The organism is uncultured Microbacterium sp. (assembly GCF_963524805.1).
Lineage (GTDB): Bacteria > Actinomycetota > Actinomycetes > Actinomycetales > Microbacteriaceae > Microbacterium.
Window position 1 is genome coordinate 94,948 of the sequence record NZ_CAURGG010000006.1, and the last position, 20,064, is coordinate 115,011.

A 20,064-nucleotide genomic window follows, 5' to 3' on the forward strand; every position below is an offset into this window, starting at 1 on the left:
GTCCTGCGACCCGATGGTAGTGTCGGGCGGTGATGACGGACGGAGGTGAACGCGTGTCCGACGAGACACAGCCGGCACGCGTAGGTGTCGTCATCCGGACGAAGAGTCGCCCGTGGTTCCTCAGCCGCGCGTTGCAGGATGTCATCGCGCAGGACTTCGGCGATTGGGTCGTCTGTGTCGTCAACGACGGGGGCGATCCCGTTGCGGTGGATTCGCGGGTCGCGGCATTGCCGGCCGACGTGCGTGCGCGGATCACGGTTCGACACAATGCGCAGGCGACCGGTCGTTCCGCGGCCGCCAATCAAGGCGTCCGGGCCTTGGAAACCGAGTTCGTCGTGCTTCACGACGACGATGACCTCTGGCATGCTGCGTTCCTGTCCCGCACGGTGGCTCATCTCGACGCGAATGCAGCAGATATCGGTGTGATGACCGTGACGGAGATCATCTACGAGCGCCAGGAAGGCGACGGGTTCGTGGAGACCGGCCGCACCCCGTTTTGGCCGGGGCTGACCGAGATCACTTACGCGGATCTACTTCAAGTCAATCGAGCCGTGCCGATCTCCTATCTGTATCGCCGCTCACTTCACGACAGCGTCGGCTTCTACCGCGAGGACCTGCATGCGGTGGAGGACTGGGAGTTCAATCTCCGCGCGGCCGCGCGCCACCACATCGGCTTCATCGGGGGTTCCCCGCTCGCCTTCTGGATGCAGCGACACGGGGTGGAGGGTGAACTCGGCAATAGCATGTTTGCGCTGGCCGCAGAGCACGACCACTACGACAGTCTGGTGCGCGACGAGGCACTGCGAGCTTATGTCGCGGAGAACGGGCCGGGCCTGGCTCTCTACCTCACGCGATTCATCCAGGAGGAGCTGTCTCGCCAGCTCGACGAACGCCGCACGATCGGGCAGCGGGTGACGACTAGAGTGCGCGACTGGCGCCGGAGCCGTCGCACAGCATGATCGCAGCATCGCCGAGGCCGTGGGCGACCGTGCAGCGCGTTCGGTGGCCGGACGCGGGCGACACCTCGATGCTGTCGCTCTACCTCGATCTCACCCGCAGCGCGGGTGCAGTCCCCTCCGGACGGACGCTGGTGATCGATCCCGGCGGGAGGGCGTCCTTCGCCTCGTATTTCGGCGCGCTGCCGCTTGGGACCTGGGTCGCGCAGACCGGCGAGCGCACATTCCGGCTGGCGGTGCTGGCCACGGGCGATGCAACGGTGCTGGTGTACGTCTCCGACAGTTCGGGAATCTCCCGGGAGACCGCCAGAGTGCCGCTCATGGCTGGAACGGCGTCCATCGATGTCGTCGCCCCCGCTGACGCGGGATGGGCATGGTTCGAGCTGCGCACGGACGTCGGCGAGTGCGTTCTCACGGACGCGCGCTGGCTCGCCCCGGCGCCCGACCTGCCTGCGACCGGCGGGATCTGCGTCACCACCCTCGACCGCGAAGCCGACTGCATCGGAGTCCTGCGCAAGCTCTCCGGCGATGCGGAGCTGCTGAATCGACTCAGTTCGATCGTCGTGGTCGATCAGGGGCGGCGACGGCTCCGCGATGCCGACGGATTCTCGACCGTGGCGGACCGGCTCGGAGACAGACTGCGGGTCATCGTGCAGCCCAATCTCGGCGGGTCGGGCGGCTTCAGCCGCGGCATGCTCGAGGTTCTCGACGTCGCCACCCACGCGATACTTCTCGATGACGACGTCGACATCGAGACCGACAGCATTCTGCGGATGCTGTCTTTCGCAGAGCGCGCGCGCGGCGATGTGATCGTGGGCGGTCAGATGCTCAGCATCGTCGACCGGTCTCTGCTCCACACGGTCGGAGAGCGCATCGATCGCCGGGGATTCTGGTGGACACCCGTCGACGACAGCCTCGCACCGGTGGACCTTGCGCAGCATCCGCTCGCAGACACGCCGGCGTTGCACCGGACGCACCGGGTCGACTTCAACGGCTGGTGGCTCTGCGCGATCCCCACCGATTTCATTCGCCGTGAGGGGGCGTCGCTGCCTCTCTTCATCAAATGGGACGACGCCGAGTACGGTCTGCGCGCCGGTGGTCACGGCGTGCGCACGGTGACGCTTCCGGGCGCTGCGCTGTGGCACATGCCGTGGACGGCGAAGGATGACGGGCTCGACTGGCAGGCGTATTTCCAACTGCGTGGACGCATGGTCACGGCTCTCGCGCACGGGAGGCTGCGCCGCGGGTTCCGGGTCCTGCTGTCGACCCTGGCGCAGGATGTGAATCACATCCTCTGCGGTCAGTATGGCTCGGTGGCACTGCGCATCGTGGCCTTCCGCGACATCCTCGCCGGCCCCGCGCACTTCGAGCCCGTGCTTCGCGCTGGACCTGGACGCGCAGCGGAAGTGCTCCGACGTTACGCGCAGGTGGTCGTTCCGCGGGAGGACCTCCCGAGTGTGCAGGCCCACGCCGATCGCCCGCTCGAGCGACCGCTGGGACTGGCCTCCACGCTGATGCGAGCAGCGCGAGTTCTTGCGCACCAGATGCGTTCCCCCCGCTGGACGCCGTCCTCAGTGCAGGCTCGGCTGCCACGCTCCGACGGCAAGTGGTGGCGCTTGGGGGTGCTGGATACCGCGATGGTCGACAGTGCGTCAGGGGCCGGTGCCTTCGTCGTCCGGCGCGACCGTCGGCAGGCTCTCAGCCTCACAGCGTCCGCGATCGGCCTGCGGTGTCGGATGTGGCTCGCCTGGCCGCGTCTCGCCGAAGAGTACCGACGTTCGGTCCGGGAGGTGGCCTCGGTGTCCGCGTGGGGCAGGCGATTCTCGTCCAGCGAGGCGCCGCCGTCCTAGGCGCCGCCGCACCGTGACCGCCGAAGCATCGTCTGTTCACCCGCAGGGTCGGGGCGGAGCGGATACGTGATGCGCGGATTCCAGCAGGTAGGATCGTGCGTCGACCGCGTGAAGGATCACGTGTCCTCCCCACTGGCTAGCCCGCCCAGTCCGCCGGCGGAGCACCCGAGGACTTCAGAGACGCGATGTCAGGAAAGGCACGGAACTCCATGGATCTGCTCGTCGTCGGCTCCGGCTTCTTCGGCCTCACGATCGCCGAGCGGGCTGCGGCAGCCGGTCGCAGGGTCACGGTCATCGACCGGCGTCACCACATCGGTGGGAATGCGTACAGCGAGGACGAGCCGGAGACGGGCATTGAGGTGCACCGGTACGGCGCACACCTGTTCCACACGTCGAATAAGCCCGTGTGGGAGTACGTCAACCGCTTCACGACGTTCACGCCCTACGTGCATCGGGTGTACACGAACCACCAGGGCGTCGTCTTTCCGATGCCGATCAACCTCGGCACGATCAACCAGTTCTTCAGCGCCGCGTACACGCCCGACGAAGCGAAGGCGCTCATCCACGCGCAGGCGGGCGAGTTCGACGTGAAGAATGCCGCAAACCTCGAGGAGAAGGCCATCGCCCTGATCGGGCGGCCGCTCTACGAGGCGTTCATCCGGGACTACACGGCCAAGCAGTGGCAGACCGATCCGACGAACCTGCCCGCCGAGGTCATCAATCGGCTCCCGGTGCGGTACACGTATGACAACCGGTATTTCAACGACACGTGGGAGGGGCTCCCCTCCGAGGGGTACACCGCGTGGATCGAGCGAATGGCAGACCACCCGAACATCGACGTGAATCTGAATGTCGATTTCTTCGACATGTCGCAGCCGCTGAACAAGTCGGCCACGGTGGGCCAGGTTCCGATCGTCTATACCGGACCGATCGATCGCTACTTCGACGATGCGGAAGGCGCTCTGTCCTGGCGGACCCTGGACTTCGAAAAGGAGGTCCTGAACGTCGGTGACTTCCAGGGCACCCCTGTCATGAACTACGCGGATGCCGAAGTCGCCTATACGCGCATCCACGAGTTCAGGCACTTCCACCCGGAGCGCGCCGACCGGTATGCGACCGATAAGACCGTCATCATGCGAGAGTTCTCGCGCTTCGCCGAGCGGGACGACGAGCCGTACTATCCCGTCAACACGGCTGAGGATCGTGCCCGTCTCCTCGCGTACCGCGACTTGGCGAAAGGCGAGCAGGGCGTGTTATTCGGCGGCCGCCTCGGCACGTACCAGTACCTCGACATGCACATGGCGATCGGCTCCGCGCTGACCATGTGGAAGAACCAGCTCGCCTAGCCGTGGCCGTGGTCGGATGGAGCTCGGCCGCACCCGCGATCCTGGTCGCGCTCGTGCTGCTCCTGGGACCTGGGCTCGTTGTCCTCGCCCCCATGCGAATGGGGATCATCGCGCGCATGGCGCTCGCCGGGCCGTTCTCGATTGTTGTGATCGGAGCCGCGGGAATAGTGTTCGCGCCGTTGGGACTGGCCTTCGCCGTCTGGCAGCCGGTGGTCCTGTCGCTGGCGGGCGCCCTTCTCGTGCTGCTGATGAGGCGCCGGCTGGCAGCGCCTCCGGCGGTCGCCGTGGCGCTGTGGCCGACGGTCCTCACCTGGCTCGCATCCGCTCTCGTGATCGGCCTGATCGCGTTCATCTCCGTGTCTCCGGAGCTGGTCAGCCAGACGTATGACAACGTTTTTCACATGTCGGCGATCGCCTCGATCCTCGAACACGGCGATGCGTCGTCGCTGAGCCTTCGCACTCTGATCGAGCCGGACCGCACCTTCGCGTTCTACCCGTCCGGCTGGCATTCGCTGGTCGTGCTCGTCGTGCAGGTGAGCGGTGCGGCGATCCCTGTGGCGGTGAACGCGGCGTGGCTCGCTGCGAGCGGCGTCGTCTGGCTTCCGGGCGCGGCGTGGCTCGCGCAGGTATGCCTGCCTCGCATCGTCCCGACGACCGTCCTTCTCGTCTCGCTCCCCCTCGCTGCGTCCTTCGGGGCGATGCCGTACGCGCTCCTTTCCTGGGGCACGCTCTACCCCACCTTCCTTGCCACCGCGGTTCTGCCTGCGGCCGTCGCCGTTCCCGTGCTGGCGTGGCGAGGCTGGCGGGCCGCGCGACCGACGGTGCGCGCAAGGGTGGTGGGAACCGCTCTCGCGGGAACGGTGCTGACGACGGCCGCCGTCGCGGCGGCGCAGCCGCGCGTGCTCGCAACCTGGGCGCTGATCCTGGCCGTGCCGGTCGTCGGAGTCGTGATCGCCGCGCTACGCCGGGGATGGGCGGCCGGCGGCAGGGCGCGTCGGCGCGTCGGCGCGGCACTCGTCCTGGGGGCGGTGGCTCTGCTCCTGGTCAGCGCCGTCGGGCTGTGGTATGTGGTGTTCCGCCTCGGGCTGTTCGAGCGACCACTGGAGGATCGGCTGGGAGGGCCCCAGGCGCAGGCGATCCAGCCGGTCTGGCTCGGCCTGGTGCAGGTTTGCATCCAGTCCTGGCTGACAGGCGTCGGGACGGCGTCGACCTGGCCCTCTCTTCTCCTGGCCGCCGCCGTGTTGCTCGGCGCGATGGTCGCGTGGCGTCGACGCCGACTGCGCTGGGTCGTCGCTTCTTACGTGCTGATCGCAGTGCTCTTCGCGCTTGCGGCAGGAACGGACGACGTCGTCACGAAGCTCCTGACCGCCCTGTGGTATAAGGACAAGTACCGGCTGAGTTCCGCGCTCCCGATCCTCGGCATCCCGTTGGCGACACTCGGCATCGTCGCCGCGTCCGAGTGGGCGAGCGTTCGCGTTCGCGCCCGACCGCGTCGCCTGCTCGCGGTTCTCTCGACCTGGCTGGTCGTCGCCGGTGCGGCAACGACGCTCGTCCTCAGCGGCATGAGCGGAGCGGTCGCTTCGGTCTTTCGCATGCCGGACACGGCGGCTGAGAGCGAAGTCGTCTCGCTGAGTCAGATCGACTTCTTCGCGCGTCTCGGCGACACCGTTCCGGCCGGTCAGCTGGTCCTGGGTGATCCTTGGGACGGATCCGCGTGGACCCTTGTCTTCGGCGATCGCGAGCCCGTCTTTCCTCACGTGAACGGGCAGTGGGACGCTGATCGTGTGACTCTGGCCTGGCACCTCGCAGAAATCGAGACCGATCCCGAAGTGTGCGCGGCGCTCGATCGGCTTCGGGTGCGATACGTGACCTTCAGTCCGCACGCTTTCGGGGGGGGAGACCCGGCGGGAAACCATTTCCCCGGACCGCACGCAGCGGTCGAGGCCGGGCTGCTCACCCTCGTCGAGACGGACGGCGATACGCGCCTGTATCGCATCGATCGGTGCGGCGACCTGCGATGAGACGCACGGGCGCCGCCTCGTGGGCAACCATGCCACGGCGCGGACATCGATCCGGCGCGCCCGCGCGTGGTACAGGTTCGGCTCAGGTCGCCTTGGATATCATGAGGCGGCCCCCGGCCGACGCCTTCTGCCCCTTCACCGTCTGTTGAGCTATGAGAATCGCCGTCGTCAACAACTTCTTCCCCCCTCGCCCCGGCGGTTCGTCGCATCTCGCGGATCACCTCGCCAAGCACTACGCTGCGCGAGGCCACGAGGTGCTGGTCGTCACAGCGAGCTACGGCGATGCACCTGGTCGCGAGTCGCGCGATGGGTTCGACATCGTCCGGATCCCCGCGTGGACGCTGCCGAAGACCAGGTTCGCGGCGAACTTCGACATCGCTTTCACGATCTCACCTCGCGCGAAGCGTCGTGTCTTCGACGCCCTCGATGCCTTCGCACCTGATGCGGTGCATCAGCACGGACAGTTTTTCGACCTGACCTGGCTCTCCGGCTGGTGGGCACGCAGCCGACGCAAGCCGACTTTGCTGAGCATCCACACCCGGCTGGAGAGCCCCCTCAGTCGGTTCAATTCGTTCGTCTATGCCGTTGCCGACACCATCTTGGTGACACCTCTCATGCGCCTACACCGCCCCCGCCTCGTCGTCATGGATCGCCTGATGGACCGATACATCGACCGACGCTACCGTCGCGCCATCTCCGGCAAGGTCGTCATCCCGGTCGGGATCGATCCGGAGCGCATGCGCGGCGGCGATCCGCGCGTGCTGCCGGCGTGGCTGGAGACCGGGGACCGTCCGATCATCGTCTCGCTCGGCCACGTCATCCCGCAACGGAATCGCATCGCTCTCGTTCAGGCGTTGCCGGCCGTGCTGGAAAAGCACCCTCGGGCGCTCGTGGTCGTGGTGGGGGGCGTCTATCACGACGAATTCCTCAAGCTTGCCGACGAGCTCGGAGTCCGCGACTCGATTCTCGCGATCGGCGCGCGCCCGCAAAGCGAGATCCCCGACACCCTAGCCGCGGCGGCCCTCGAGGTCCACGAGCTGGAAGGTCAGGGGTTCGGCACCGCGAGTCTGGAAGCGCTCGGGGCGGGGGTTCCGGTCGTCGCGGGTGTGCGGTCCGACAACTTCATCGAGGTGGCGCTGACAGACGGCGTCGAGCTGTTCCTGGTTCCGCCTCGGGGACCCGCTGACGAACGGGCAGACATCGCGGGGCTCGCGGCGACGATCTGCCGGGTATTGGATGACCCGGCAGCGGCGAGGGAGCACGTCTCGGCGAATGCCATGGCGCTGATCGACGATCACTTCACGATCGAGGCGGTTGGCGACAAGCACCTGGCGGTGCTGGAGGAGATGCACGCTCACGTCGCCTCGGTCGCATCGTGACCATGACCGCCCCGGCTGACTCGACGACGGCCGGCCCGTCGCGCGCAGCACGAGTTCGCAGTCGCTGGGGGACGTTCGTCGAGCCGCGAGAAGACGGGCTTCCGAATCGCCGCGTCCTCGCTCTTCCGCTGCTTCTGCTCGCGATGCTCTTCGTCGGCCTCGTCGCGCTGGGCATCACCGGCACGTCGACCGGTTTCGTGCATTCGTTGATCAGTACGGGGGAAGACGCCGACCTCATCGCCGGAGACCCTCAAGCGATTCGAAGCGACGAATGGTTCGTGCAGACGAGCTGGACCATCTCGCAGGTCGAGCAGGGCCTGCCCCTGCGCAACGAGACCTTTCCGGGCGGCATGGACGCCACCGTCCAGCACGACCTCCCCACCACGGACTGGTCCACCGCGCTGCGCCCGCACCTGATCGGATTCCTCTTCCTGCCGCTTGATCAAGCCATGGCCGTCAAGTGGTGGCTTCCGGCGTTCGCGATGATGGCGTCGCTCTTCCTTCTCACTGTCACACTTCTGCCTCGGCGGCCGATCTCCGGATTGCTGATCGCCGCAGGCTTTTTCTTCTCACCGTTCCTGCAGTGGTGGTTCCTCTCGATCACGTTCTACCCGCCGGCATGGGCCTTCCTGGTAATGGCGGCCGTCGTGTGGTGTCTGAAGACCAGGGGCCGCGTGGGGCAATGGTTGCTCGCCGGCCTCCTGGCCTACCTGACGGTGGCACTCGGGACCGGCATCTACGTGCCTTTCATCGTCCCCGCCGTCGTGGTCGCGCTGGGCTTCAGTGTCGGCGCGGTGCTGACTCGAACCGGGGACGACGGTTCGGTTGGACAGCGGCTGCGCCGCGTCGCGCCCATCTTCATCGCGGGCGCCGCCGGCGCGCTGGTGCTCGGCATCTGGGCTGTCACACGATGGCAGACGATCGTCGGCTTCACCAGCACGGTCTACCCGGGGGAGCGACTGCAGCCGGTGGGCTCCGCTGGGCTCGCCGAGGTGAATGCTCTGTTCAGCGGCATCTTCTCGGTCGGTCTGGAGCGGACCGGAGGACGCCCGTTCGGGCCCAACAGCTCCGAAGCCTCCACGTTCCTCCTGCCCGGATTGTTCATGTTCGTGGTGTTGATCTGGCTCATCGTCGACCGATTCCGAACGAGGCGCGGCATCGACTGGCTGTCGATCACCGTCCTGGCGTCGGGCGCGCTCATGCTCGCATTCCTGTTCATACCGGGATGGGACGCGATCGCCCACCTGTTGCTGTTGGACCGGACGACCTACGGACGAATGCGGCTGGGCTTCGGTCTGCTGAGCATCGTGATGATCCTTCTGGTCGCGGTGCGGGTGAAAGAGCGCTCCGAGGCGGGCCTGGACCGCATTCCATCGTGGGTACCGCTCGTGGGGACGGTGCTCGCGGCGCTCATGGTGGCGAGGATCGTCTGGGTGGTCGCCCGCGATTACGACCCGGCGGTCATCGTCGCTCACGTGCCCGCGATCGCGATCGCCGCCGGTGCCCTTCTCGTGGTTCTCTTCGTGCTCAGCGTCTGGCTGTTCGGCCGGGGAAGCATCGCGTGGGGGGCGGCGGTGCTCCTCGTCGTCTCCGTCGTCTCATCCGTCGGCGTGAATCCGCTCTACCGCGGTGTCCTGGACCTGCGGATGACCCAGACCGTGGCCGAGATCGAGCGGCTCAACGACGAGCGGCCCGGGGAGTGGGTCGGAATCAACACCAGTGTCCTGCCCACCATGATGCTGGTGGAATCCGGAGTCTCCTCCTTCAACGGCTTTCAGAGCGCGCCGTCCGAGGACATGTGGGGTGAGATCGACCCCCAGTCGAAGTTCGAGTCGAACTGGAACCGCCTCGCGAATGTGTCCTGGGTGATCGGAAGCGGCGACCCCGCGCCGCGCAATCCCGCACCGGATCAGATCCAGATGACGTTCGACTCGTGCAATGAATTCGCTCAGGAGAACGTCCAGTGGATCCTGTCCGAAGTACCCGTCGATCAGTCATGCGTCACGCTCGTCTCGACAGTCCCCCAAGGCCCCACGACGATGCGGATCTACGAGGTGACAACAGCGAACTGACGACCCGTCGACCCGTCCGGGTTCCTCAGACCGGGCGCGAATCACTCATCGCGGTGGGTAGCGAAGACGGTCGGATACAATATCCAGGTCGCACCGGCAGTGTTTGCGGGTCGACACTCCCCTCTGATGAAAGGCGTTCGATGGCGCATACGGTCGCGCTGGGCGAGCCGACGGTCGGTGAAGCGGAACTCGCCGCTGTAAGCCGCGTTTTCGAGTCCGGATGGCTTTCGGGCGCCGGCCCCACCTGCCGAGAGTTCGAATCCAGGTTCGCAGTCACCGCCGGAACGGAGCACGCGCTCGCGACGAGCAACTGCGGTTCCGCGCTCCACCTCGCCCTCGAGGTTCTCGGTGTGGAGCCCGGCGACGAAGTCATCGTCGGGGATTACACGTTCCCGGCGACCGGCCACTCCGTCGTCTGGGCTGGAGGGACACCGGTGTTCGCCGATATCCGTCCCGACATCTGGACCGTAGATCCGCGGGCGGTCGAGGCGGCGATCACGCCCCGGACGGTCGGCATCCTGGCCGTCGACGTCTTCGGACAGCCGGCCGACTACGACGAGCTTCGCGCGATCGCGGACCGCCACGGTCTGTGGATCATCGAGGATGCTGCGTGCTCCGCGGGCGCCTCGTACAAGGGCCGTGCCGCGGGTAGCCTCGCCGACATCGCGACGTTCAGCTTCCACGGACGGAAAGGCATCACCGCCGGCGAGGGCGGAGCGCTCACGACGAACAACGGCGCGCTCGCCGACCACGCTCGAAAGCTGCACACGTACGGCATCGCACCCGCGCTGAGCCGTGAGGACAGCACCGACCTGCCGGTACCGTCGTTCGACGAAGCCGGATACAACTACCGGCTTTCGGACGTCGCCGCCGGCATCATGCTCGCCCAGCTGGATCGCCTGCCTGGGCTGGTCGGGCGGCGCGGGGAGCTCGCGGGGCTGTATCAGGAGCGGCTGCTGGACATCGACGGCGTCGCCGCTCCGATTGCCCTCGATGATCGGGTGCACCCCTGGCAGTCGTACGTTGTGACGCTCGACGCCTCAGTGGACCGCGGCAAGGTGGCGCACCACCTGCGCGCCAATGGAATCCAGTGCAATTTCGGGACATACGCGTCGCACCTGCAGCCGGTATACAACTTCTCGGGGTCTCTGCCCGTGTCGGCGGACCTTTTCTGGCGGCATCTGGCGATCCCCATGCATGCCAATCTGTCGGAGCACGACGTCGACCGAGTTGTCGATGTGCTGACGGATGCTGTGGCGAGCGCTCGCTGAGCGACTCGCGAACCGACATTCACGAACCAAGGAGAGACCATCAAGATGTCTGAAAAGAAAGCCTTTGTGATCGGTGGAGCGGGCTTCATCGGCCTGCACGTGGTGGATCGCCTCCTGGACGAGGGGTGGACGGTTCGCATCTTCGACAACATGGTGCGGGGCGACCGCGACCGCGCAAACGCGCTCGTGGCCACGGGCAGAGTCGACGTGGTGGATCAGGACATCCGCAACGGCGCGGCTGTCATGAGCGCCATGCGTGGTTACGACTACGTCATCAACCTGGCCGCGGACTCGATCAACAAGAGCGTCGCAGACCCCTTCTCGTCGTTCGACATCAACGTGGTGGGAACTCACAACGTCGTTGCCGCCGCGGCCGCACTGGGCGTCACGCGGATCGTCTACGCGTCGAGCGCGTCCGTGTACGGCGACCCTGAGAAGCTGCCCATGCATGAGGACGACCGGCTCAACCCGCTCACCCCGTACTGCATCGGCAAGCGCACTGGCGAAGACATCCTGGCCTATTACGAGCGCCGCGCCGGACTCTCCTGGATCGCCCTTCGATTCTTCAACGTGTACGGCGAAGGTCAGAAGACCACGGCGTACTACACGTCGGTGATCAACCACTTCGTCAACCGACTCAAGAACGGCGAACCGCCCGTCATCGACGGCGAGGGGAAGCAGTCGATGGACTTCATCCATGTGACCGACATCGCCCGCGCTGTCGTCCTCGCTCTGACGGCCGAAGAGGGCAATGTGCCCATCAACGTCGGCACCGGGATCGACACCACGGTGGAGGAACTCGCCCGCATCCTCATCGCCGCCGTCGGCGCGGATGTCGAGCCGGAGTTCAATCCTCGCGATGTTCTTGTATCGCGCCGCGCCGCGGACATCACTCGTGCGAAGGAAGTGCTCGGATTCGAGGCCCTGGTCGATGTCAACGACGGCATGACGCGCTTGGTCCTGAACTCCTGAGACGGGGCGCTCGCGTGCGATGACCAGCCTTCCGGAGAACCCCTACAACCCGAACGCGTGGATCATCGGCGAGCCCGTGATCGGCGAGGGCACCTGGATCGGCGCGTTCACGCTCATCGACGGGTCTGGGGGTCTGGAGATCGGGTCAGGCTGCGACATCTCCTCCGGCGTGCACATCTACACACACTCGAGTGCTCGTCGTTGCGTTTCGGGACGGCGGTTCACAGAGGTCGAGCGCCAGCCGGTGAAGATCGGGGATCGGGTCTTCATCGGGGCCAACGCGGTCATCAACATGGGAGTGACGATCGGTGACGAATCCATCGTGGGTGCGGGAGCGGTCGTCACACGTGACGTGCTGCCCAGGACCATCGTCGGTGGCGTCCCGGCGCGTCGCATCGGGGAAGTGGATCTCACGGATCCGAGGGCACCACGGTTCTCCTGACCGGCGACCGGGTGGATCGGCGTCGACGCTCGACGGGGCGGATCGGGCCGCCGGCGATCCCGACGGATCAGTGCGCGGGGTCGATCAGAGTGGCAATGGCCGCGTGCGGGGGCAGAATGGAACGGCGTTCCGCATCGGCGTCCGCCGAGCCCTCGACCAGGTCCACGAAGTGGTCGAACTGGGCGGCGAGCGGCTCGCGGGCGTTCGTGATCTCAGGGATCTCGATCGTGGTCTGCTGACGGTAGCCGCGCCCGTCGATTTCGACGGCGTCGGCGAAGACGTGACGATACAGTGTGACGTCGCGCCGGAGAAGATCGATCTCGATGAGCCGATCGAGCTCATGCACGGTCATCGTTCGCTCCTTCTTCTGACCGATGCGACTGGCGGAGAGCTGGGCGACTTGACCGCCTGCGAACGTCATCGTCGCCGATGCGACATCCTCTGCACCGGCAGCCGACTGCGGGTGGAAGTGTCCGAGCGCTCCGCTCGTCGAGCAGGGCTCTGCGCCGAAGAGGCCGATCGCGAGGTCGACGTCGTGGATCAGCAGATCCCAGGCGACGCCCGTCTTGATGCGGGGCGCGTAGGGCGAGTGGCGTGTCGCCGTGATGTGAATGGGGTCGGCGACGAGCTGACGCGCCATGATCACCGCAGGGTTGAAGCGCTCGAGCAGGCCGCACAGCACCGGAACCCCGGCGGAAGCGGACAGTGCGATGATCTCGTTCGTCTTCTCGAAATCATTGACGACGGGCTTCTCCACCAGCAGGGGAACGCCCGCCTCCAGAACCTGCTTCGCGAGGTCGTAGTGGGCCTCCGTAGAGGCTGCGACGATGACCGCGTCGATGCCGTCGAGGTCGCCGAGCGAGGGCTGCCAGGCGGACCCGTAACGTTCGGCCACCCCCCGACCGACCGGCTCATAGCCATCGATGACCCGGGCGAGGGAGGCCCGTCCGGACGACGCCACGACCCGCGCGTGGTACGACCCCATCGTCCCGGCGCCCACCAGCGCCACCTGAATCACGTGGACGCTCCGAGGATCGTTCGTGCGGAGGACACGATGTGGTCGATGTCCGCCTCCGTCAGATGGGTGTGCACCGGAAGGGAGACCACCTGCGCGGCCATCCGTTCGGCGACGGGCGTCGGCTCGATGATCACATCCTCCCGATCGCGGTAGGCGTCGTAGTCGAAGACCAGATGAGGGTAATAGACGCCCGCACCGACACCGGCGGCGGTCATCTTCTCCACGAACTCCTCGCGGGTGACCGGTGCTGACTCGGTTATCCGGATCGTGTACTGGTGCCAGACGTGGGTGCGTCCGGTCATCTCCGTCGGGGTGATCAGGCCGGTAATGCCCGCGAGGCCGTCGTTGAGCTTCGCCGCATGGATCCCGCGCTGCGTTATCGTCGCGGGGTACCGCTGGATCTGCGGGATGGCCAGCGCCGCCTGCAGGTCGGTGAGACGGTAGTTGTGCCCCTGCATGACGTACTCGTACCGCGCACGCATGCCTTGATTGCGAAGGATGCGCAGGCGATCGGCGGTCGCGTCATCGTTCGTCGTGATGATACCGCCCTCACCAGTCGTGATGTTCTTCGTCGCGTAGAACGAGAACGAACCGAGCCCGAAGCTTCCGGCCGCGTTATCACCTTGCCTGCTCCCATGAGCCTGCGCGGAGTCTTCGACCAGGTGCAGATGATGCTCGTCGGCGATGGAGGCGATCTGGTCCATGTCGGCGATCTGCCCGAACAGGTGCACCGGCATCAGCACACGGGTTCGGTCCGTGATCCGGTCGCGGATGGAGTCGGGGTCGATGTTGAAGTCGTCCTCGGAGACGTCGGCGAAGCGCGCGACCGCGCCCGCTTCGAGGATCGCGTTCAGCGTCGCAGCGAAGGTGAACGGGGTGGTGATGACCTCGTCACCAGGCTTGAGGTCCAACACCTGCAGACATGCGACCAGCGAGGTGGTGCCGTTGTTCACTGCGATCGCGTGCGACACGCCGGTCAGCTCGGCGAAGAGTTCCTCGAAACGAGCGACGAGCGGCCCCTGAGCGATTCGCCCCGACCGGAGCACCTCCAGGACCAGGTCCTCTTCTTCGCTTCCGAACTCCACAACCGTGATGGGTATCATGAAACCTACTCAAACCTGACTTCCGAAGGTGAACCTCACAATCATACTGGCGACGCCGCCACAGCCCGTCTGAGTTCATCCACGTTCCGCACCCCTGAAAGGCGCCCGTCATCACTGCTACTCGAAGCGCGCGAAACTGGGCATTGCTGACGCTTCGCTACGTCCTTCTCGCGGTGGTTCTGGGGTTCGCGGCTTACTATCTGATCTCCCAGTGGAATGAGGTTTCGCAGGCGATCAAGCTCATCGCTCCGGCTTCGATCATCGTGTCCTTCTTCTTCGTGGCTCTTGGACTCGGCTTCGGCACCGTCAGCTGGATCGCCATCCTCAACGGGCTGGGACATCGGATTCCGATCCTCAGGTCAGCGCAGATCCTTCTCGTCGGGCAGCTGGGAAAGTACGTCCCCGGGTCGGTCTGGTCCTACGTGATGCAGATGGAACTCGGTCGGCAGTATGGAGTCGCCCGCCCTCGGATTCTCATCACCGCTCTCTACGCCGCTGGAGTGGGCGTTGTCGCCTCGCTGATCCTGGGCTCCCTGGCGTTACCCGTGCTGATCGACGACTACCCGCAGCTGCTGTGGCTCTTCGCCCTGCTGCCGGTCGGACTGATCTGCCTGCATCCGAAGGTGATGACCTGGCTCGCATCGTTGACGCTGAAGCTCTTCCGACGTCCTCCGCTGGATCATGAGGTCTCGTTCTCGGTCGTGCTTCGCTCGTTGGGCGCCGCGCTGGCTTCCTACATCTGCTATGGCATCCATCTCTTCGTTCTCGTGAACTCACTCGTCGACCCCGACATCGGGACCCTTATTCTTCTGACCGGCGCGATGTCGATCGGATTCACCGTCGGACTCGTTGCGTTCCTGCTGCCGTCAGGCCTCGGTGCTCGCGAAGCCGTGCTCATCGGCGCCATGGGCATGCTTCTCACGATCCCGCAGGCGGCTGCGATGAGCGTCGTGTCGCGCATGATGTTCACCCTCGCCGACATCTTGGCGGCGGGGGCAGCAGTGCTGGCGGTCATCATCATGCGAAAGCGCCTCGCTTCCGAGGGTTCCGTGAACGTGGAAGCGCTTCCTGAGGACTCAGAACTGCCGGCCAATGTGGCCAACGACTACCAGAGGACCGACGGTGAATGAGATTCATCCCACTGCTGTCATCGCAGGCGATGTCCTCCTCGGTGATGGGAACTACATCGGACCGTTCGCCGTCATCACCGGTCCGACATCCATCGGCGACGGCAACTGGATCGGCGCGGGGGTCGTGATCGGCGCACCACCGGAGATCCGGTCGTTCGCGCATCCGCGATCCGCGAGCGTCGCCGATGCTCCGGCAGGCGTAGCGATCGGGTCGAGGAATGTCATCCGCGAATATGCACAGATCCATCAGGGCCACATCGCGACGACCACCCTCGGTGACGACGGCTTCATCATGAACCAGGTCTACGTGGCGCACGATGGCAGACTCGGCGACCGAGTGACCCTCGCATCGAGCGTCCTTCTCGCAGGCCACGTGACCGTGGGGGACGGCGCGAACCTCGGCATGGGCGCGACGGTGCACCAATTCAGAACGGTGGGGGCAGGCGCGATGGTCGGAATGAGTTCGGTCGTGACTCATGACATCCCACCGTTCTCGCTCGTCTTCGGCTCGCCGGCGCGGGTTCGTGGAGCCAACCGCGTCGGATTGCAGCGCGCCGGTGTCCCCGATTCCGCTGTCGAGGCATGTGACAGTTCGTACGTGAGCGGTGAACCCTTCCACGCTGGACGCTGGACGCTCCCTGAGGCTGTAGCGCGAGCATTCGCGCCGGTCCCTCAGTGAAAGCGGCGGGGTCTTTCCGGCCGCGCGACCTAGTAGTGGAACAGCCGGCTCGCATGACAGGGAGGGCATGACCATGGCGGCGTCGACCGTGCGGATCGGAATCATCGGCGGCGGGATCGTGGGAATCGCCTTGGCGCGATCCCTCGCGCGGTCCGGCGCGGGTGAGGTGACGGTCCTGGAGAAGGAGGCGCGGCTCGCGCAGCACCAGACCGGGAACAACTCCGGTGTCGTTCACGCCGGCCTGTATTACAAGCCGGGCTCACTGAAGGCGACGCTGTGCGCTGCGGGCCGGATCTCGATCCGCGAGTTCTGCGAGGAGAAGTGTCTGCCGTATCGCGAGGTCGGGAAGCTGGTCGTCGCCGTCGATGAGACCGAGCTCGGTGCCCTCGCCGAGATCGAGCGCCGTTCGATCGAGAACGGCGTCCCGGATCTGGCGCGAATCGACGATGTCGCGCGGCTTCGTGAGATCGAACCGCACGTCGCGGGAGTCGCTGCGGTTCATTCGCCGCACACCGCGGCTGTCGATTATGCCGCGATCACCGATGCCATGGCGCAGGACGTGCGTGCCGCGGGAGGCCGGATACTGCTGCACAGCGAAGTGACCGGGATGCGGCTCGAAAACGGGAAGGTCCGGGTTATCACGCCCCTGGGTGAGCACCTGTTCGACAAGGTGATCGCGTGCGCCGGGCTGCAGTCCGATGGCGTGGCGAAGCTCATCGGGGCCGACCCGTCGCCGAAGATCCTTCCGTTCCGCGGCGAGTACTGGGAGCTCAAGGCCGAGCGCACCGGTCTGGTGAAAGGGATGATCTACCCAGTGCCGGATCCGCGCTTCCCGTTCCTGGGTGTGCATTTCACGCGCGGCGTGTACGACAACGTTCACGTCGGTCCTAATGCGGTCCCCGCCCTTTCCCGCGAGGGGTACACCTGGCTTCAGATCTCGCTGAAGGACACGTGGGAGTCGTTGCGGTGGCCGGGTGCGTGGCCGCTCGCGAAGCAGCACTGGCGGATGGGGGTTGATGAGATCAGTGGGTCGCTGATCAAACCGCTCTACTTTCAGAAGGCCCGCCGGTTCGTTCCCGAGCTGAGCATGTCGGATCTGGAATACAAGAGCGCTGCCGGTGTTCGCGCGCAGGCTTGGGGCAAGGGCGGCGAACTCCTCGACGACTTCGCCGTCGACCAGGTCGGACCCGTCACGCTGCTCCGCAATGCCCCGTCGCCGGCGGCGACTTCCTCTATCGCGATCGCCGAATACGTCATCGAGCACTACCTCGCCAGCGGCCGCGCGCCGCGCGCATAGGCTCATCAGCGTGACGACCGCCGTCGGCGCCCCCGGATCGCCCCGGCGCTACCTGCACTCGCTGTGGCTCCTCTCCGCACGTGACCTGCGGGTTCGTTACGCCACCAGCGCGCTCGGCTACCTGTGGTCGGTCCTCGATCCCCTCGTGATGAGCCTGATCTACTGGTTCGTCTTCACGCAGGTCTTCGGCCGCGGGGTCGGCGAAGAGCCGTACATCGTCTTCCTCATCACGGCACTGCTGCCCTGGGTCTGGTTCAACGCCGCCGTGTCGGATTTCACGAGGGCATTCAACAAGGACGCGCGGTTGGTGCGCTCCACGAGCATTCCGCGCTCGATCTGGGTCAACCGCATCGTTCTGAGCAAAGGCGTCGAATTCCTCTGCTCGATCCCGGTGCTCGTGCTGTTCGCCGTGTTCTCCGGCGCAACGGTCGGATGGGGCATCCTGTGGTTTCCCGTGGCGGTGCTTCTGCAGACGGCGCTCCTTGTGGGGTTGGGCCTGCTCGTCGCTCCGCTGTGCGTGCTGTACTCGGACCTCGAACGGACCACGAAGCTCATCCTGCGCGCGCTCTTCTACGCGTCGCCGATCATCTACGGTGTCTCCGATCTTCCGGCGCCGTTCGACGAGATCGCGGCGTTCAATCCGCTCGCGGGGATCTTCACACTCTTCCGAGTGGGGTTCTTCCCGGATCAGTGGGACACCCTGAGCGTCGTGGTCGGCGCCGTGATGAGCCTCCTCTTCCTGGGTCTCGGCATCCTGGTCTTCCGCCGTCTCGAGCGACCCGTGCTGAAGGAACTGTGATGGCCGGTCCCGCGATCGAGGTTCGCGACCTCGGCGTCCGCTTCCGCCGCAACCGGCGCGGGCGGCGCAGCTTCAAGGACCTGTTCTCGGACTCGTCACGGCGGTCCAAGCCGGGCGAGTTCTGGGCGCTCCGAGACGTCTCGTTCGATGTTCAGCCCGGCGAGTCGATCGGTGTGGTCGGCCGCAACGGACAGGGCAAGTCGACGCTGCTCAAGCTCGTCGCGGGCGTGCTCCTCCCCGATGAGGGCAGGGTGACGGTGCAGGGCGGGGTCGCGCCGCTCATCGAGATCACCGGCGGCTTCGTGGGGGATCTGACGGTGCGCGAGAACGTCCGCCTCACTGCGGGCCTGCACGGCATGTCCCGCGCCGAGGTCTCCCGACGCTTCGACGGCATCATCGACTTCGCCGAACTCCAGGACTCGGTGGACACGCCCTACAAGCACCTCTCCAACGGCATGAAGGTACGGCTCGCGTTCTCCGTGGTCTCGCAGCTCGAGGAGCCCATCCTCCTGGTGGACGAAGTGCTCGCGGTGGGGGACAAGGCCTTCCGCGAGAAGTGCTACACCCGCATCGATGAACTGCTGGCCGACGGACGCACGCTGTTCTTCGTCAGCCACAACGAGAAGGATCTGCGCCGCTTCTGCACGCGAGGCCTCTACCTCGACAAGGGCGCGCTCGCGATGGATGCGCCGATCGCAGCCGTGCTCGACCGCTACAACGCGGACTACAACGCGGGCTGATCTCCCGGAGCCGTGGCCACCAGCGGGGGCATCGGCTTCCAGGCGCGATCGCGCGCGATCTTCCGGCCGTCCCGCACGCCTCGGAACAGATTCGACGTGCCGCGCACGGTGTGCTCGACCGCCAGCAGCCGCACGAGCTCCTTGACGAACGTCAGCGCCGTCCCCACCCCGAACAGCAGGGGGTTGTACACGCCCAACGAGCGGTAGTAGTTCTTCATATGGCCCCGGTTGCGCATGATGTAGTACCGGTATGCGTTGCTCGAGGCGTTCATGTGGCGGATGCCCATGTCCCACTGCTTGATCTCGCGCGTGCGTCGGAGCACGAACTCGTTCACGATGACCGACGTTGTGATCCGGGATGCCAGCCAGCCGTACATCTGGTCGTCCCAGTAGATGAAGAAGCGGGGGTCGGGCAGGCCGATCTGCTCGACGATGTCGCGGTGGATGAACATGCCCTCGAAGCATCCCGAGTTCATCGGCTTGAAGCCGGACTCGTCGAAGCCGGCGGGTGCGAACGGGATCGGGATGCCGAGGGGCTCGGCGACCCGGTACTGCCAGTAGAACTCGCTGCCGTCGTAGTCGTAGCGCCGGCCCTGAATGCTCTTGAACCGCGGCGCCCACGCACCCATCCGGGCGAGTCCGTCCGGGAGCACTTCGACGTCGTCATCCATGAGCCACATCCACGTTGACCCCAGCTCGTACGCGACGCGCATGCCTTCGCTGAATCCACCCGAGCCGCCGGTGTTGGTCTCGAGTCGGCGGTAGACCAGCTCGGTGCCCAGGCGCTCGCGGAACGACGCCACGAGCTCGGTCGTGTCATCGACCGACGCGTTGTCGATCACGACGACGTGCCCGGGCTTCGGGTCCATCCGCGTGATGCTCTCCAGAAGCCGCGTCAGCAGTCCTGACCGGTTGTAGGTCACGATCGCGATCGTTGCGGAGGCGGGGTCGAAGGAGGTCGTCGACGTCATTTGGGGGCTGTCGGCTGT

Annotated in this window: 16 protein-coding genes and 1 pseudogene; 14 read left to right on the forward strand and 3 right to left on the reverse strand. The window is 66.0% G+C overall.

From position 1 onward, the window contains the following. Nucleotides 1–53 precede the first annotated feature (53 nt). The 9 genes and pseudogenes from RWQ91_RS12465 to RWQ91_RS12505 form a co-directional block, all read left to right on the forward strand. Nucleotides 54–959 (forward strand): glycosyltransferase family A protein, encoded by a 906-nt coding sequence (locus RWQ91_RS12465; protein WP_314506477.1) that lies wholly within the window; start codon nucleotides 54–56, stop codon nucleotides 957–959. Beyond that, complete coding sequence (locus tag RWQ91_RS12470) at nucleotides 956–2,806, forward strand: glycosyltransferase (RefSeq protein ID WP_314506478.1); 1,851 nt, start codon at nucleotides 956–958, stop codon at nucleotides 2,804–2,806. Before RWQ91_RS12465 ends, RWQ91_RS12470 begins: the two co-directional genes overlap by 4 nt. Before the next feature lie 209 nt (nucleotides 2,807–3,015). Then, complete coding sequence (glf, locus tag RWQ91_RS12475; RefSeq protein ID WP_314506479.1) at nucleotides 3,016–4,152, forward strand: UDP-galactopyranose mutase; 1,137 nt, start codon at nucleotides 3,016–3,018, stop codon at nucleotides 4,150–4,152. Between the two features lie 8 nt (nucleotides 4,153–4,160). Continuing rightward, on the forward strand, nucleotides 4,161–6,173 hold the full coding sequence (locus RWQ91_RS12480) for a DUF6541 family protein (RefSeq protein WP_314506484.1): 2,013 nt from the start codon (nucleotides 4,161–4,163) through the stop codon (nucleotides 6,171–6,173). A gap of 152 nt (nucleotides 6,174–6,325) precedes the next feature. Continuing rightward, nucleotides 6,326–7,552 carry a glycosyltransferase family 4 protein gene (locus RWQ91_RS12485; RefSeq protein WP_314506486.1) on the forward strand — a complete coding sequence of 409 codons (1,227 nt, stop codon included), beginning with the start codon at nucleotides 6,326–6,328 and terminating at the stop codon, nucleotides 7,550–7,552. Between the two features lie 2 nt (nucleotides 7,553–7,554). Beyond that, the gene (locus RWQ91_RS12490; protein ID WP_314506489.1) at nucleotides 7,555–9,624 is read left to right on the forward strand and encodes a hypothetical protein; all 2,070 of its coding nucleotides are present in this window, start codon (nucleotides 7,555–7,557) and stop codon (nucleotides 9,622–9,624) included. Between the two features lie 140 nt (nucleotides 9,625–9,764). Beyond that, nucleotides 9,765–10,895: a DegT/DnrJ/EryC1/StrS family aminotransferase gene (locus RWQ91_RS12495; protein WP_314506491.1), complete on the forward strand. Its 1,131-nt coding sequence runs from the start codon at nucleotides 9,765–9,767 to the stop codon at nucleotides 10,893–10,895. 45 nt (nucleotides 10,896–10,940) lie between these two features. After that, nucleotides 10,941–11,867: an NAD-dependent epimerase/dehydratase family protein gene (locus tag RWQ91_RS12500; protein WP_314506494.1), complete on the forward strand. Its 927-nt coding sequence runs from the start codon at nucleotides 10,941–10,943 to the stop codon at nucleotides 11,865–11,867. 19 nt (nucleotides 11,868–11,886) lie between these two features. Then, a pseudogene (locus tag RWQ91_RS12505) lies at nucleotides 11,887–12,267 on the forward strand (acyltransferase); the annotation flags it as partial. Nucleotides 12,268–12,376: 109 nt separating this feature from the next. On the opposite strand, the gene RWQ91_RS12510 reads toward RWQ91_RS12505, so the two are convergent. Both RWQ91_RS12510 and RWQ91_RS12515 read right to left on the reverse strand, forming a co-directional pair. Continuing rightward, nucleotides 12,377–13,327, reverse strand: a complete 951-nt coding sequence (locus tag RWQ91_RS12510) for a Gfo/Idh/MocA family oxidoreductase (protein WP_314506498.1) — start codon at nucleotides 13,325–13,327, stop codon at nucleotides 12,377–12,379. Further along, on the reverse strand, nucleotides 13,324–14,430 hold the full coding sequence (locus RWQ91_RS12515; RefSeq protein WP_314506500.1) for a DegT/DnrJ/EryC1/StrS family aminotransferase: 1,107 nt from the start codon (nucleotides 14,428–14,430) through the stop codon (nucleotides 13,324–13,326). Before RWQ91_RS12515 ends, RWQ91_RS12510 begins: the two co-directional genes overlap by 4 nt. A 143-nt stretch (nucleotides 14,431–14,573) precedes the next feature. Between RWQ91_RS12515 and RWQ91_RS12520 the strand changes: the two genes are divergently transcribed. From RWQ91_RS12520 to RWQ91_RS12540, 5 genes are all read left to right on the forward strand, one after another. Next, entirely contained in the window at nucleotides 14,574–15,560 is a 987-nt protein-coding gene (locus RWQ91_RS12520) for a lysylphosphatidylglycerol synthase domain-containing protein (protein ID WP_314506503.1), read from the forward strand. Beyond that, nucleotides 15,553–16,239, forward strand: coding sequence for a UDP-N-acetylglucosamine acyltransferase (locus RWQ91_RS12525; RefSeq protein ID WP_314506506.1), 687 nt, complete (start codon nucleotides 15,553–15,555; stop codon nucleotides 16,237–16,239). The genes RWQ91_RS12520 and RWQ91_RS12525 overlap by 8 nt, the downstream gene beginning before the upstream one ends. A gap of 73 nt (nucleotides 16,240–16,312) precedes the next feature. After that, the gene (lhgO, locus tag RWQ91_RS12530; protein WP_314506509.1) at nucleotides 16,313–17,536 is read left to right on the forward strand and encodes an L-2-hydroxyglutarate oxidase; all 1,224 of its coding nucleotides are present in this window, start codon (nucleotides 16,313–16,315) and stop codon (nucleotides 17,534–17,536) included. 10 nt (nucleotides 17,537–17,546) lie between these two features. Beyond that, complete coding sequence (locus RWQ91_RS12535) at nucleotides 17,547–18,335, forward strand: ABC transporter permease (protein ID WP_314506511.1); 789 nt, start codon at nucleotides 17,547–17,549, stop codon at nucleotides 18,333–18,335. Beyond that, nucleotides 18,335–19,075: an ABC transporter ATP-binding protein gene (locus tag RWQ91_RS12540; RefSeq protein ID WP_314506513.1), complete on the forward strand. Its 741-nt coding sequence runs from the start codon at nucleotides 18,335–18,337 to the stop codon at nucleotides 19,073–19,075. The genes RWQ91_RS12535 and RWQ91_RS12540 overlap by 1 nt, the downstream gene beginning before the upstream one ends. Here RWQ91_RS12540 and RWQ91_RS12545 read toward each other — a convergent pair. Beyond that, entirely contained in the window at nucleotides 19,060–20,046 is a 987-nt protein-coding gene (locus RWQ91_RS12545) for a glycosyltransferase family 2 protein (protein WP_314506516.1), read from the reverse strand. The genes RWQ91_RS12540 and RWQ91_RS12545 overlap by 16 nt on opposite strands. Nucleotides 20,047–20,064: the final 18 nt, after the last annotated feature.